Genomic DNA, 15149 nt, shown 5'->3' with positions numbered 1-15149 from the left:
TGCGCCAAAGTCTCCTTGCCGAAGGATCGCGGGATCATGAGCACTCGACTGCAGCGGCTTCTCGCCGGAGGCTTGCCCCTTGCAATGATCATCGCGGGATTCTCGTCCGCGTTCGCGGCGTCGGTCTCGATTTCCGACGCGCCGATGGCGAACGGTACCGGTACGCAGATCAAGCCCAACCTGATGTTTGTGCTCGACGATTCAGGGAGCATGCGGAACACCTTCATCCCCGACCTGGTGGAGAATTTCGCGTCCAGCACCGCGTCGGAGCGACGTTACGGTTATGTCAGTGCCGCCTGCAACGGTGTCTATTACAACCCGAGCATCACGTACAAGCCACCGGTGAAGGCCGATGGCACTTCCTATCCCGCAGCAAGTTTTGTCGCGGCGAAACTTGACGGCTTCGATGCGAGCGCCACAGCCACGGTGGTTGACCTGCGAACCAATTTCAAGGCCTACGAGAGCAGTGGTGGGCCGTCGGGAGGGGGCGTCAACGATACGGCACAGACCGCCTATTATTATTTGTACAAGGGTGTGAACCAGCCCTTGAGCTATACATATCTTGCGAATGGCGACGTCGATACGACCGCCAAGATCAAGGGAAACGCGACGCTTTACGCGGAATGCAGCACGAAGATAACCGCGGCTCTCGATAAAGACTCGAAGTGGGTTTTTCAGAAGGTGGTCATCTCGGATCCGGCGTCCGCCGACGCGAAGAATTTCGCGAACTGGTACAGCTACTACCGCTCGCGCATCAACACGATGAAGAGCTCGGTCGGTTGGGCATTCAAGAGCATGCCGCATCCGGAGAACTTCCGCATCGGCTTCTCGACGCACAGGTACACCGGCGTCGACAGCACGAACGTCAGCTTCCAGCAGATTGCCGATTTCTGCGGGATCGACGGCACGATCTGCGACCAGCGAACCCAGTTCTACCAGAAGCTTTACGCTGCACAGCCAGGCGGCTTCACGCCCTTGCGCAGCGCGATGACCAAGATCGGGCGCATGTACGCGGGCAAACTGCTCACCGGGGCCAACGATCCGGTGCAGTATTCGTGTCAGCAGAACTTTCTGGTGATGGCGACCGACGGCTTCTGGAACCAGGACGACTCGGCGAAGTTCAATCTCGACGCGACCTCGGGCGTCGGCGACATGGATGGCAAGGCGGCGCGGCCGATGTTCGACAAGCTGGCGAAGCCGAACACCCTCGCCGACATCGCAATGTACTACTACGAGACCGACCTTCGCAGCCCGGCGCTGGGCAATTGCACTGGTGCGCTCGGGCACGACGTCTGTGAGGACAACGTGCCGGTCGCCGGACGGGACAATTTCCGCACCCAGCACATGACGACCTTCACGCTGGGTTTCGGCATCGACGGTTCGGTCCGTTATGCGGACGACTACGACAGTGGGGGCTCGGTCGATTTCAACGCGATTCGGGATGGTTCTCGCGATTGGCCGGATCCGACGGACAAGGAGGATCTCCACCGAGTGGATGATCTGTGGCACGCCGCGGTGAATGGGCGCGGCACGTATTTCAGCTCGAAGACGCCGGAGGGGCTGGGCGCGGGCCTGAACAAGGCGCTATCGGTCGTCAGCGCGCGCACCGGTTCTGGTGCGGCCTCGGCAACCAGCAATCTCGAGCCGGTCGCAGGCGACAACTTCGCCTACGTGGCGAGCTATCGGACACAGTTCTGGGATGGCGATCTTCAGGCGCGCACGATCAACCTGACCACGGGCGCGCTGGCGTCGGAAGTCGACCGCACCTGGTCCGCACAGGCCTTGCTCGACGCGAAAGCATTCGCAGATCGCAAGATCTACATGAAGGGAACCGCCTTGAACGGCTTGAAGGATTTCACCTCGGCGAATCTCGCTACCGAAATCGGCAACCGTTACTTCAATATCGACGGGACCAATCCGAATGGCGCGCTGACCCAGTACGCTGGGCTCACGAAGACGCAAACGGACGCAGCGTCGGCTGCGAAAGTCATCGATTTCATCCGCGGAGATACTTCGCTGGAAGATCAGACTGGCAACGCGACACGGGTTTTTCGCGACCGTGCGCATGTCTTCGGCGACATCGTCAGCTCGCAGCCGGTGTATGTGAAGAATCCGCCCTACGCCTACACCGATTCGGGATACGCGGATTATGTTCAGACATACGTGAAGTCCGCGCGCACGGGCGTCGTGCTCGTCGGCGCCAACGACGGTATGGTGCACGCCTTTGACGCCGCGACGGGGGCCGAACTCTGGGCTTACGTCCCGACCGCGGTCATTCCCTTCCTGTATCGGCTTGCCGACAGCAATTACGCGAACAACCATCGTTTCTATGTCGACGGGGCGATCACGGTCGGCGACATCTGCGTTGCGGCCAACTGCGCGACGGCCTCCAAGGCGGACTGGAGGACGATCGCGGTGGTGGGGCTCGGCAAAGGGGGGCGCAGCTATTTCGCCCTCGACATCACCGATACGACCGCACCCAAGTTGTTGTGGGAGTTTTCGAATGCGAGCGATGCGGATCTGGGCTATTCGTTCGGCAATCCGATCATCACCAAGCGGTCCGGGAAGTGGGTCGTGCTGTTTGCCTCGGGATACAACAATGGCTCCGGTGGTGACGGTGCGGGACGGCTATATGTCATCGATGCTGCGAACGGGACCAAGCTGTCGGAAATCCTGACCGTGAATCCGGCTACCGGAACCAGCGAAACCGATCCGTCCCGAAGTGGCCTTGCCAAGATCAGCAACTGGGTCAACAACATCACCTACGATGACACGACGCAATACGTGTACGGCGGCGATCTGTCGGGCAATGTGTGGCGCTTCGACATCGTTGCCGAATCGGTGGCTCGTCTGGCGAAGCTGGGCGGCTCGGGGGGCGTTGCCGAGCAAGCGATCACGACGCGGCCCGAGCTCGCGCAAGTGAAGGCGGGTGGAACCACGCACCGGGTGGTGATCGTCGGCACCGGCAAGTATCTCGGCACGACCGACATCACGGATTCGTCGATGCAGTCCCTGTACGGGATTCGCGATCCCCTGGGCACGACCTGGGGCGACTTCCGCGCCGCCTCGGGTGTCGTCGAGCAGACGCTGACGGCGGTCGGCACGCAGCGCAAGATCACGGCGAATGCCGTGGATTGGAGCACCTCGCCCGGCTGGTTCGTCGACTTCGACATCGCGGCCGATGCCGGCGAGCGGATCAACACCGACTTCAAGCTCGAAAGCGGCGTGCTTGCGGTGATCAGCAACGTGCCGGAGCCCAATGCCTGCAATGTCGGCGGCTACAGCTTCCTGTACTTTTTCGATTACAAGACCGGAAGCTACATCAAGACGGTCGAGGGCGGAGTCGTCGGCTATCTGTTCGCCAATGCATTGGGCGTCGGCATGAGCGTGATCAGGGTTAATGGAAAGAATGTGGCGATCATCACGACCTCGGACAACAAGCACACGTCGGTGCCGCTGCCCGAGGCAGGGCGGAGCGCGCGGTTCAAGCGCATGATGTGGCGCGAGCTGGTGAACTGATTTCGCGTGGCTGGACAGGCGTGGCTTAGGCTCGGTTTAAATGAACTCGCTCCGTCCGTCGCAGTCTCTGAGACGTGCCGACTTTGCAGAAGCGCACTGTGAGCGCTCGAGGATAGGGGACTTGCCGCACCATAGTTATCACTTCAGGCCGCAGGAGCTGAAGCAACGTTTGCTGTCTTCCGAACTCCAGCCCTCGGCGGACTGGCCGGAGGTCCGGGAGGGGCATTCCCATACGCCAGCGGCGGTGCTCGTGCCGCTGGTGTCGCGCCACGACGGGCCGTCGGTGCTGCTGACCAAGCGCACCGAGCACCTTCACCACCACCCGGGGCAGATCAGCTTTCCGGGCGGTCGGGTGGAAGAGGCCGATGATTCGGCAGTGTCCACCGCGCTGCGCGAGACGGAGGAGGAGATCGGCCTCGACCGTTCGCACGTCGAGCTGTTGGGCGCGCTGCCGGATTACTTCACCGGCACCGGCTTCCGCGTGACGCCGGTGGTGGCGGTGGTGCATCCGCCGTTCGAGCTGCGGCTGGATGCCTTCGAGGTGGCCGAGGCTTTCGAGGTGCCGCTGACGCATTTCCTGAATCCGGCGAACCACCAGCGGCTGAGCCGCGTGTTCGAGGGTCGCACGCGGCATTTCTATGCCATGCCGTATCACGATTACTACATCTGGGGTGCGACGGCGGGCATCCTCATGTCCTTGTATCGCTTGCTGCAGGACGAGTGAGTGGCGGGCGCGCCTGAATGTGCGGTTGTGCGTCGCCGCGCACAGCCGGCGTGCGGCTCGATTGCCTGCCGCTACGCGGGGTGGCGGCGCGTTTCGGCAGTGGCTTTGTGGTATCTTGGCCGCAATCTTTCGATCCCGCAGTCCGCGCCGTTTCGTTTCCCGGTTTTGTTCCCCTTCGCATGACGCTTTTCTCGCTGATCATTGCCCTGCTCATCGAGCAGGTCCGCCCGCTGCCGGTGCAACACGTCGTGGTCGACCCCTTGCGTGCGCTGTCGCGCTTGCTGGTGGAGCGCTTCAACGACGGCCAGGCGCGGCACGGGAGGGTGGCCTGGTGGCTGATCGTGTTGCTGGCGACCTTCGCCACCGCGGTGATCCATTTCCTGCTGTGGCATGTGCATCCGGCAGTGACCTTCGTGTTCAACGTTGCAGTGCTGTACGTGACGATGGGTTTCCGCCACGAGAGCCATTTCTTCACCGACATCCACCTTGCGCTGCGCATGGGCGAGATCGACCGCGCGCGCTCGCTGCTGGCCGAATGGCGCGGTGGCCAGTACCACGAGGCCAGCTCCAGCGAAGTGGCGCGGCTGGCGATCGAGCAGGCGCTGGTGGCGGCGCATCGCAACGTGTTCGCGGTGGCGTTCTGGTTCATCCTGCTGCCGGGGCCGAGCGGCGCGGTGATGTATCGCCTGGCGCGCTTCTTCGCCGAAGACTGGGGTCGCCGCACCGATGTGGAGTTCGGCCAGTTCGGCCGCTTCGCCCAGCGCGCATTCGAGGCCATCGACTGGTTGCCGGTGCGGCTCACCGCGGCGTCGTTTTCGGTGGTGGGGGACTTCGAGGATGCGATCTATTGCTGGCGGACGCAGGCCATGCTCTGGCCCGATAAGTCGTCCGGTATACTGATTTCAAGTGGCGGCGGCGCGCTGGGTGTGCGCCTGGGCATGCCGGTGCATGAAACCGGTGAAATCGTCGAGCGCCCCGAAATGGGCGCCGGTGATGAGGCCGATGCCGACCACATGCAAAGTACCGTGGGCCTGGTGTGGCGGGCCCTCGTGGTATGTCTGTTGCTGCTGGCCCTGGTCGGCATTGCCGGCTGGGTGGGTGGTTGATGTCGGCGGCGTGAGTCGCTGTTTTTTTCAAAGAGGGAGACGAGTATGGCAAATCGTGAAGTCGTTGTTCTGAGCGCGATGCGTTCCGCCGTGGGCGGTTTCGGTGGCTCGCTGAAGGATATGGAGCCGTCGGACCTGGCTGCCGTGGTCATCAAGGAAGCGATCGCTCGGGCGGGTGTCGATGCCGCAGCGATTTCGTTCGCATCGGTTGGCCACTGCATTCCCACTGATTCCCGCTACGCCTACGTGTCGCGCGTGGCGACGATCAACGCCGGCATGACGATGGATTCCGTCGCGTTCCAGGTCAGCCGTCTGTGCGGCTCGGCGCAGCAGGCGATCGTGAGCTCGGCGCAGGCGATCATGCTGGGCGACGCCGATTACGCGATCGGCGGCGGCGTGGAAGTGATGTCGAAGGGTGCCTACCTGCTGCCGGCGCTGCGCAACGGCGCGCGCATGGGCGACACCAAGGCCATCGACTCGATGGTGGCGGTGCTGACCGACCCGTTCGGTGTTGGCCACATGGGCATCACCGCCGAGAACCTGTGCTCCAAGCACGGCATCACCCGCGAGGAGCAGGACGCGTTCGCGCTCGAGTCGCAGAAGCGTGCAGCCGCCGCGATCGCTGACGGCCGTTTCAAGGGCCAGATCGTCCCGATCACCTTCGAGACCCGCAAGGGCCCCGTGGTGTTCGACACCGACGAGCATCCGCGCATGACCACCATGGAAGCGCTGGCGAAGATGAAGCCGGCCTTCAAGAAGGACGGCTCGGTCACCGCAGGCAATGCCTCGGGCATCAACGACGCCGCGGCCTTCCTGGTGCTGGCTGACGCGGCCAAGGCGGCTGCAGCCGGCCAGAAGCCGATCGCCCGCCTGGTGTCCTACGCCATCGCCGGTGTGCCGAACGACGTGATGGGCGAGGGCCCGATCCCGGCGACCAAGCTGGCGCTGCAGCGCGCCGGCCTGAAGCTGGACCAGATCGACGTCATCGAGTCGAACGAAGCCTTTGCGGCGCAGTCGATCACGGTGAACCGCGGCCTGGGCCTGGACACCAGCAAGGTGAACCCGAACGGCGGCGCGATCTCACTGGGCCACCCGGTGGGCGCGACCGGCGCGGTGATCATCACCAAGCTGCTGCACGAGCTGATCCGCGTGAATGGCCGTTACGGCGTGGCCACCATGTGCATCGGCGGCGGCCAGGGCATCACCACCGTCTGGGAACGCGTGTAAGTTCGCGTCCGCTTCAGATAAAAACCCGCGCGGCCGCAAGGCCTGCGCGGGTTTTTTTCGTCTTGAATGTCGACACCATAGGCTGGAGGGGGGCGTTTCTCGAGTCGTAGCGGTTCGATCGGGTGTAAGCGTCCGCCCACCGCCGTCTTCCCTTCGGGATAACAGTCCCTGAGGATCGCCCCTCGGAGGGGGCACCCAACTTTGTGCCCACGATTGCATTCATGGACACAAATTTGGATCAACGCCCGCAGCGCGGTCCGCGCGGGTCGTACCGCCGCCACACGATCGAGTTCAAACGCGCCGTCGTCGAGCAGTCGCTGCAGCCGGGCGCCTCCGTGTCGCGGCTCGCGCGCCAGCACGACGTCAACGCCAACCAGATCTTCGCGTGGCGCAAGGCCTACCGGGATGGGCGCCTAGGGGTGGCTGGGTTCGTGCCGATCATCCTTACGGGCACCGACGGTTTGGACGCAACGGAGATGCTCGAGGCGCCAGCGGACGCGTTCGGTCGGCTGACGATCGAGCGCAAGGGCGCACGGCTGACCGTCGAGGGACGTCCTGACGCCCAGGTGCTTGCGCAGGTGCTGGCGGTGCTGCTGCGATGATCGTCCCGCCCTCTGGGACGCGGATCTGGATCGCGGCCGGCATCACCGACATGCGGCGTGGCTTCGATGGACTGGCCGCGCTTGTGCAGACCCAACTCCAGACCGACCCCTTCAGCGGGCAGATCTTCGTGTTCCGGGGCCGGCGCGGGGATCGGATCAAGGTGCTGTGGTGGGACGGCGACGGCTTGTGCCTGTTCGCCAAGCGGCTCGAGCACGGCAAGTTCGTCTGGCCGCAGGTCACGCACGGGAGCGTGGCGCTGACACCGGCGCAGTTGTCGATGCTGCTCGAAGGCATCGACTGGCGGCGCCCGGTCAGAACGGCACCGAATCGGGCTGCATAGCGGCGGATAGGCACCTTTTAGCGGCATTTGGCCGCATGCTTCGGTATCATGTCGCCATGCCGAACGCGCCTGTTTCCGCCCCTGACGAAGTCATCGCCCTGCGGGCGAAGGTGAGCGAACAGGCGGCCGAGATCGAGCACTTGAAACTGGTGATCGCCAAGCTGCGCCGCATGCAGTTCGGCCGCAGCTCGGAGCAGATGAACGAGATGCTCGGCCAGCTCGAACTCTCGCTCGAAGAGCTCGAGACCCTGCGTGCCGAGACCCCGGCCGAACCGGCCGCGCCAGGCGACACGCGCGAGGCGCCCCCGCCCCGCAAACCGCTCCCCGAGCATCTGCCCCGCGACATCGAGGAGCACCTGCCCTCGGCGTGTGACTGTCCAGCCTGCGGCGGCACGCTCAAGAAACTGGGCGAGACCGTCAGCGAGATGCTCGAGTACGTGCCGGCGAGCTTCCGGGTGATCCGTCATGTGCGCCCCAAGTTCGCCTGCAGCCGCTGCGACACGATCGTGCAAGCGGACGCGCCCGCGCGACCGATCGCCCGGGGGCTGGCGGGCGCCGGGCTGCTCGCCCATGTGCTGGTCGCCAAGTATTGCGATCATCTGCCGCTGTACCGTCAGAGCGCCATCTATGCCCGAGAGGGCGTCGAACTCGAGCGCTCGACGCTGGCCGACTGGGTGGGGCAATGCAATGCGCTGCTGCGTCCGCTGGTCGAGGCGCTGCGCAAGCATGTGCTCTCGGCCACCAAACTGCACGCCGACGACACCCCGGTGCCGGTGCTCTCGCCGGGCGAGGGCCAGACCCGGACCGGACGGTTGTGGACCTACGTGCGCGACGACCGCCCCGCAGGCGATGAGACGCCGCCGGGCGTGTGGTTCGCCTACTCGCCCAATCGCCGGGGCGAACACCCGCAACGCCATCTCGCGCCCTTCAAGGGCGTGCTGCAGGCCGATGCCTTTGCCGGATTCGCGCCGCTCTATCTGGGCGGGGCCATCCAGGAAGCCGCCCGCTGGGCGCATGTGCGGCGCAAGTTCTACGACCTGCACAAGGCGCACCCTCACCCCTGGCGGCTGAGGCGCTCAAGCAGATCGGCATGCTGTACACGGTGGAAGAGTCGATTCGCGGCAAACCGCCCGAACTACGCCGGGCGGAACGGCAGGCGCGCGCCGGCCCCATCTTGGTCGCGCTACGCGCCTGGCTCGACGCCACCCTCAAGCAACTCTCGCAGAAATCGGCACTGGCCGAGGCGATCCGCTATGCGCTCGCCCGCTGGGAGGCGCTTGTGCGCTACAGCAACGACGGGCGCATCGAGATCGACAACAACGCCGCCGAACGGGCGCTACGCACGGTCGCCCTGGGTCGGAAGAATTTCCTCTTCGCGGGGTCCGACGCCGGGGGCGAGCGTGCGGCGGCGATCTATAGTTTGATCGGCACGGACAAACCCAACGGCCTCGACCCCGAGGCCTACTTGCGTCATGTGATCGGCCGCATCGCCGAGCATCCGGTGAATCGGGTCGCTGAACTGCTGCCGTGGAACGTCGCTACCGAACTGGCTCCGCCCGAGCAACAGGCCGTCGCTGCCTGAAAGATATCCCCCTGCATAGACGGTCGGCGGCGGACGCTTACGATCGGGTAGGGCGTTTCGGACGGCGGGCGTTCGTCAGCCTCCAGTCGCAATCGGCGCATCTGCTGGCCGTGGGCGTGCGTGACTGGCGGATGCCTGGGATGGGCGGATATCGCCGGAATTCCGGTCGATCTGCGCCGACAATGCGGTGAAGGTCGAGCGCATCGCCGAGCGCTTGCTGCCGTGATCCGCGCCCAATGGCGCGGCGCGGTCAGGGCTGCGCGTCCGGCTCGAGCTTGATCGACGCGGAATTGATGCAGTAGCGCAGCCCGGTGGGCTGGGGGCCGTCCTCGAAGACGTGGCCGAGGTGGGCGCCGCACTGGTCGCACATCACTTCGGTGCGGATCATGAAGTGGCTGCGGTCGACGGCGGTGTCGATGTTTTCGGGCTCGGCGGCAGTCCAGAAGCTGGGCCAGCCGCAGCCCGCGTCGAACTTGTGCTCGGAGCGGAACAGCGGTGCGCCGCAGCACACGCAGGCGTAGGTGCCGGCGTCCCACTTGTCCCAGTATTCGCCGGTGAAGGCGCGTTCGGTGCCCTTCTCGCGAGCGACGTGGTATTGCTGCGGGCTGAGCTTGGCGCGCCATTCGGCGTCGGGTTTTTCGATCTTGCGGCTCATGGCTGTTCTCCTGGGGTGAGTGCGCTGCCGGGCCACCTGCCGGGCGGGCTCGACGGCGATCCCGGCTGCCACCGATCGCGGTCGAGCTCGCTCCTGCAGGAAGATGCTGTCAGTGCAGGTGGCGGGGCATCTGCTCGGACTGGGCCTCCGGCATCTCGGCGTGGACGACTTCGCCTTCCGGAGACGGGTAGAGCGGGGCGCCACAGTCGTCACAGTATTCGAGCGGGAAATGGTGATCGAGGTTCACCACGTCGGCGACGCCGCATTCGCGCAGCAGCGCCTCGATCTGCGACGGGCTGTCGCTGGTGTCGTCCTCGGCGCCGAGCAGCGGCCACACCACGCCATGGACGACCTGGTCATCGCCCTGCACGGTGAAGCCGATGCGGTATTCCTCCAACTGGCGATCCCAGAAAGGGGCGATTACCGCGCGCAGGTTGGCGGCCGGGGTTTCCAGTGCGGTGCCGAGGAAGGCGACCGAGGCGCGAACGGAGTAGGGCCGGCTGTCCTTGTCGGCCGCGCGGCTGGCGGCGAAATACGCTTCGGGGAGCACGAGGTCGATCGCGCAGCCCGGCAGCAGCGGTGCGAGGCAGGCGCCGCCCTGGGTGCGCCACTGCGCGAGAGCGTTTTCGCGGCTGCCGTCGGTTTCCTGCCAGCGGAAGATGGCCTCGCCCTTGGGCACGGCCACCGCGGCGAGCAGGTAGCGGGTGTCGGACAGGAACTGCGTCGTTTCCGGCATGCCTTCGGTTTCGATGCGAAGGTCGCGGTTTTCCAGCGCGGAGTTGCCCAGCACGCGCGCGAATTCGGCAGTGGCGCAGTAGCCTTGGGGCAACTGGTCGGGGCTGAACAGGAAATCTGCCAGCGACAGGTTTGCGCCGCGCGCGAGAATGTGCGCCTGGAGATGGACGCGCAGGTTGGCGAGCACTGCGGGCGGGATCGAGGTGGCCGGAATGCGGTAGCGCGACCACGCCAGCACCGGCGCGGCGATCAGCAGGATGTCGTGCTGCGGCGAGACGCCAGCGGCTGATTCGGCGCGCGACTCGATGAAATCGGCGAGTTCGTCGTAGCCCGGCGGCGCGGCGCTGAACAGGTGGTCGAGCGCGGCGTTGAGCGTTTCTTCCTCGTCTTCGGTCAGGAGATGGTCGAGACGTGCGGAGAGCTGCTGCTCCCAGTAGCGGTCTTCGACGCGGCTGCCGGAGTCGGCCAGGCCGGAGGCCAGCCATACGAGTTGTTCGGCGTTGCGGCCGAGGCCGCCGCGGCGCTTGAGGCGCGTTCTCTTCATTGCGTTACCTGTGGGTTTGTCAGTAGCCGGGCCGGTCGAGCCGGACCGTCTGCAGGATGGTGGCCGAGATTTCCTCGATGGACTTGGTCGTCGAGTCCAGCGAGCGGATGTTCTCGCGCCGCATGAGTCTCTGCGCGGCCTCGATCTCGTAGCGGCAGTTCTCGAGCGAGGCGTAGCGGCTGTTGGGGCGGCGCTCCTGGCGGATCTGCGACAGGCGCTCCGGCGCGATGGTGAGGCCGAACAGCTTGACGCGGTACTTGTGCAGTTCGCCGGGGAGCTTGTTGCGCTCGAAATCCTCCGGGATCAGTGGGTAGTTGGCCGCCTTGACGCCGAACTGCATCGCCAGGTAGAGGCTGGTGGGCGTCTTGCCCGAGCGCGATACGCCGACGAGGATGACGTCGGCTTCTTCCAGCTCGCCGTCGCTCGACACGCCGTCGTCGTGCGCGAGGGCGAAGTTGATGGCCTCGATGCGGCGCTTGTAGTCGTTGCTTTCGGCCACGCCGTGGAAACGTCCGACGGCGTGGGTCGAGCGCTGGCCGAGCTCGGTTTCGAGCGGCTCGATGAAGCGTTCGAACAGGTCCATGAACAGCGCGTCGGCTTTGCGCAGTGCAGCAACCGTGTCGGGATTCACGAGTGTGCTGAACACCAGCGGACGGGCGCCATCTTCCTGAGCGGCCTCGCGGATCTGTGTGGCGCAGTCGATCGCCTTGTCAATGTCATCGATGAAGGGCGCCCGCACCTGGCGGAATCTTGTCTCCGGAAATTGTGCAAGCAGGCTGTGGCCAAGCGTTTCAGCGGTGATGCCGGTGCCGTCGGAGATGAAGAATACGGTGCGGGTCTTTGCGTCGCTCATGGTGTACTGCCTTGGCGCGAGTGCGGCGATGGGAGGGGTATTGGGGCAAACCCTGCCGTGCGGCAGAGCACAAAAGCCAGCTAAAATTCCACTTATCGCATTTTGCTTTTTCTCCAACGTTTCCGGAAGACCAGCCATGTCGCGTTACGTCATTCCCTTCAACGAACTTCGCATGACCGACGTCGAAAAGGTCGGAGGCAAGAACGCTTCGCTTGGCGAGATGATCAGCCAACTGCCTTCGAGCGTTCGCGTGCCGGGCGGTTTCGCCACGACGGCCGAAGCATACCGCGAGTTTCTCGCTCACGACGGCCTGGCCGACCGCATCAATGCGGCGCTCGATGCGCTCGATGTGGACGACACGGACGCGCTGGCGAAGACGGGCGCGCAGATCCGCCAGTGGATCGTCGACCTGCCTTTCCCGGCCAAGCTCGAGGCCGAGATCAAGACTGCCTACGAGGCCATCACTGCCGAAGGCGAGGGCAGCTTCGCGGTGCGCTCGTCGGCCACCGCCGAAGACCTTCCGGATGCGTCCTTTGCCGGCCAGCAGGAAACCTTCCTGAACATCCACGGCTACGAGAACATCCTGCACGCGATGAAGGAAGTGTTCGCGTCGCTGTATAACGACCGCGCGATCGCCTACCGCGTGCACAAGAACTTCGCCCACGCCGATGTGGCGCTGTCGGCCGGCGTGCAGCGCATGGTGCGCTCCGACACCGGCGCGTCGGGCGTGATGTTCTCGATCGACACCGAATCCGGCTTCGACCAGGTGGTGTTCATCACCGCCTCCTACGGCCTGGGCGAGACGGTGGTGCAGGGCGCGGTGAACCCGGACGAGTTCTACGTGCACAAGCCCACGCTGGCGCTGGGCAAGCCGGCGGTGATCCGTCGCAACCTCGGCTCCAAGCTGATCAAGATGGTGTTCACCGACAAGGCCGTTGCCGGCCGCTCGGTGCGCACCGTGGATGTGCCCGAAACCGACCGCAACCGCTTCTCGCTCACCGACGAGGACGTGCTCGAGCTCGCCCGCTACGCGGTGATCATCGAGAAGCACTACGGTCGCCCGATGGACATCGAGTGGGGCAAGGACGGCGGCGACGGCAAGCTCTACATCCTGCAGGCGCGCCCCGAGACGGTGAAGAGCCAGGAGTCCGGCCTGGTGATGGAGAAGTACCGCCTGAAGCAGTACGGCAAGGCGCTGACCCACGGCCGTGCCATCGGCCAGAAGATCGGCGCGGGCACGGTGCGCGTGGTGGGCGACGCATCCGAAATGAACCGCGTGCAGGCCGGCGACATTCTCGTCACCGACATGACCGACCCGAACTGGGAGCCGGTGATGAAGCGCGCCAGCGCCATCGTCACCAACCGCGGCGGTCGCACCTGCCACGCAGCGATCATCGCGCGCGAGCTGGGCATCCCGGCCATCGTCGGTTGCGGCAACGCGACCGAAGTGCTGCAGGAAGGCGAATCGGTGACCGTGTCGTGCGCTGAAGGCGACACCGGCTACGTGTATCGCGGCAAGCTGGATTTCGAGATTGTCACCACCGACATGGGCAATCTGCCCGAGATTCCGGTGAAGGTCATGATGAACGTCGGCAACCCGGAGCTGGCCTTCGAGTTCGCGCAGATCCCGAACGCCGGTGTCGGCCTGGCGCGCCTCGAGTTCGTGATCAACAACATGATCGGCATCCACCCGAAGGCCATCCTCGAGCTGAGCCAGGTGCCCGCCAGCCTGCGCGACGAGATCACCCGTCGTTCGCGCGGCTATGCCACGCCCAAGCAGTTCTTCATCGAGAAGCTGGTCGAAGGCGTAGCCACCATCGCCGCCGCGTTCTATCCGAAGCCTGTGATCGTGCGCATGTCCGACTTCAAGTCGAACGAGTACCGCAAGCTGCTGGGCGGCGAGATCTACGAGCCGGAAGAAGAGAACCCGATGCTCGGCTTCCGCGGCGCCTCGCGCTACATCGCGCATTCGTTCCGCGACTGCTTCGAGATGGAATGCGCGGCGATGAAGAAGGTGCGCAACGAGCTCGGCCTGACCAACGTGCAGATCATGATCCCGTTCGTGCGCAACGTCGAAGAGGCCAAGGGCGTCGTCGATCTGCTGGCCGAGCATGGCCTGAAGCGCGGCGTGAATGATCTCAAGCTGATCATGATGTGCGAGATCCCGTCCAACGCCATCCTCGCCGACGCGTTCCTGGAGCACTTCGACGGCTACTCGATCGGCTCCAACGACCTGACCCAGCTCACGCTCGGCCTCGACCGCGACTCCGGCCTGGTGGCTCACGCCTTCGACGAGCGCGACCCGGCAGTGCAGGCGCTGCTGTCGATGACGATCAAGGCGGCCAACCGCCTCGGCAAGTACGTCGGCATCTGCGGCCAGGGCCCGTCGGATCATCCGGATCTCGCCGAGTGGCTGATGGACGAAGGCATCCAGACCATCTCGCTGAACCCGGACACGGTTGTTGACACCTGGCTGAAACTGGCCGACCACGCCGCCAAGCGCTAAGCCCGCGCACCGTCACGGTCAAGAAAGGGGAACGGCACGGGCTGTTCCCCTTTTTTGTTTTGTGCGCCCGGCAGGGCGCACTCACTTGGAGGTGAAAGTCCTCTACTCGCCCGGCAAGGGGAAGAGTTAGCTGAACGGCAAGGGTGTCGCGGGTAACTGCGAATCTGGAGGAAGCCGAAGGCAAAGCGCTGGCCTGACGAACAGGAAGCGGATACGAGGCGGCACAGCGGGGTAAGGCGGCGAATATCGTCAAAGCCCGAAACTTGCACGGAGCGCTGTGACGTATATCCGACAGGCATAAGCGTGAAGGTGGGTGCGTCATACCCGGGGAGATCCTCACGGGTGCCATGGTGCTACTGACGTCGTGAGGCGTCGGGATGCGCGTGAGGAAGTCAGCCGAGGCCATAGTAGGCGCCGGTACGGGCTGAAGGGCCGAACATGGAAGAACGCGAGTAGGCGAACGTTTCTCGATGAAGCCGATGAAGACAGAAACCCATCGGCCAGATGGGGCGCAGGCGGAGGAGTCCGGACGGTATCCGGAGGGGGCCGGGCGGCGTGTCGAGGCGGAATCGGCGGGCGTTGAGCGGACGAAAGCGGAGTTGGAGCGTGAAAGCGGGCTGATGGACGCCGTGTGCGAGCGCGGCAACCTATGGCTTGCGTACGAGCGGGTGATCCGCAACAAGGGTGCAGCCGGTGTCGATGGCATCGGGGTGGCCGAGTTCAAGGGTCACCTACAGCAACACTGGCCGACGATC

Annotated in this window: 10 protein-coding genes and 2 pseudogenes; 9 read left to right on the top strand and 3 right to left on the bottom strand. The window is 64.8% G+C overall.

Going from position 1 to position 15149, the window contains the following annotated elements; all coding sequences use genetic code 11:
- Positions 1-36 precede the first annotated feature (36 nt).
- The 7 genes and pseudogenes from GH664_RS03655 to GH664_RS03625 all read left to right on the top strand — a co-directional run bounded on the left by GH664_RS03655 (position 37) and on the right by GH664_RS03625 (position 9101).
- The gene (locus GH664_RS03655) at positions 37-3519 is read left to right on the top strand and encodes a pilus assembly protein (RefSeq protein ID WP_194270321.1); all 3483 of its coding nucleotides are present in this window, start codon (positions 37-39) and stop codon (positions 3517-3519) included.
- Between the two features lie 172 nt (positions 3520-3691).
- Positions 3692-4243, top strand: a complete 552-nt coding sequence (locus tag GH664_RS03650) for a CoA pyrophosphatase (RefSeq protein WP_228111385.1) — start codon at positions 3692-3694, stop codon at positions 4241-4243.
- Positions 4244-4422: 179 nt separating this feature from the next.
- Positions 4423-5349: a CobD/CbiB family protein gene (locus GH664_RS03645; RefSeq protein WP_153166777.1), complete on the top strand. Its 927-nt coding sequence runs from the start codon at positions 4423-4425 to the stop codon at positions 5347-5349.
- Between the two features lie 45 nt (positions 5350-5394).
- Positions 5395-6576 (top strand): acetyl-CoA C-acyltransferase family protein, encoded by a 1182-nt coding sequence (locus GH664_RS03640; RefSeq protein ID WP_153166776.1) that lies wholly within the window; start codon positions 5395-5397, stop codon positions 6574-6576.
- A 221-nt stretch (positions 6577-6797) separates the two neighbouring features.
- Positions 6798-7178 carry a transposase gene (locus GH664_RS03635; RefSeq protein ID WP_153166775.1) on the top strand — a complete coding sequence of 127 codons (381 nt, stop codon included), beginning with the start codon at positions 6798-6800 and terminating at the stop codon, positions 7176-7178.
- Positions 7175-7519 carry an IS66 family insertion sequence element accessory protein TnpB gene (gene tnpB / locus GH664_RS03630; protein WP_153166774.1) on the top strand — a complete coding sequence of 115 codons (345 nt, stop codon included), beginning with the start codon at positions 7175-7177 and terminating at the stop codon, positions 7517-7519. The genes GH664_RS03635 and tnpB overlap by 4 nt, the downstream gene beginning before the upstream one ends.
- A 56-nt stretch (positions 7520-7575) precedes the next feature.
- Positions 7576-9101: pseudogene (locus tag GH664_RS03625) on the top strand (IS66 family transposase).
- A gap of 250 nt (positions 9102-9351) precedes the next feature.
- On the opposite strand, the gene msrB reads toward GH664_RS03625, so the two are convergent.
- The 3 genes from msrB to GH664_RS03605 form a co-directional block, all read right to left on the bottom strand.
- Positions 9352-9756 (bottom strand): peptide-methionine (R)-S-oxide reductase MsrB, encoded by a 405-nt coding sequence (gene msrB, locus GH664_RS03615; protein ID WP_153166773.1) that lies wholly within the window; start codon positions 9754-9756, stop codon positions 9352-9354.
- A 109-nt stretch (positions 9757-9865) separates the two neighbouring features.
- Positions 9866-11035, bottom strand: coding sequence for a DUF2863 family protein (locus GH664_RS03610; protein WP_153166772.1), 1170 nt, complete (start codon positions 11033-11035; stop codon positions 9866-9868).
- A 19-nt stretch (positions 11036-11054) separates the two neighbouring features.
- Positions 11055-11888, bottom strand: coding sequence for a pyruvate, water dikinase regulatory protein (locus GH664_RS03605; RefSeq protein WP_153166771.1), 834 nt, complete (start codon positions 11886-11888; stop codon positions 11055-11057).
- Between the two features lie 136 nt (positions 11889-12024).
- Here GH664_RS03605 and ppsA point away from each other — a divergent pair, with 136 nt between their 5' ends.
- Both ppsA and GH664_RS03595 read left to right on the top strand, forming a co-directional pair.
- Positions 12025-14394, top strand: a complete 2370-nt coding sequence (gene ppsA, locus GH664_RS03600; protein ID WP_153166770.1) for a phosphoenolpyruvate synthase — start codon at positions 12025-12027, stop codon at positions 14392-14394.
- Positions 14395-14864: 470 nt separating this feature from the next.
- Positions 14865-15149, top strand: a pseudogene (locus GH664_RS03595) (hypothetical protein); the annotation flags it as partial.

Origin of the sequence: Thauera sp. 2A1 (assembly GCF_009469595.2) — a bacterium.
In the GTDB taxonomy this organism is placed as follows: Bacteria; Pseudomonadota; Gammaproteobacteria; order Burkholderiales; family Rhodocyclaceae; genus Thauera.
The sequence above is the reverse complement of the archived record's forward strand: the minus strand, read 5'-3'. Positions and strand labels throughout refer to the sequence as shown.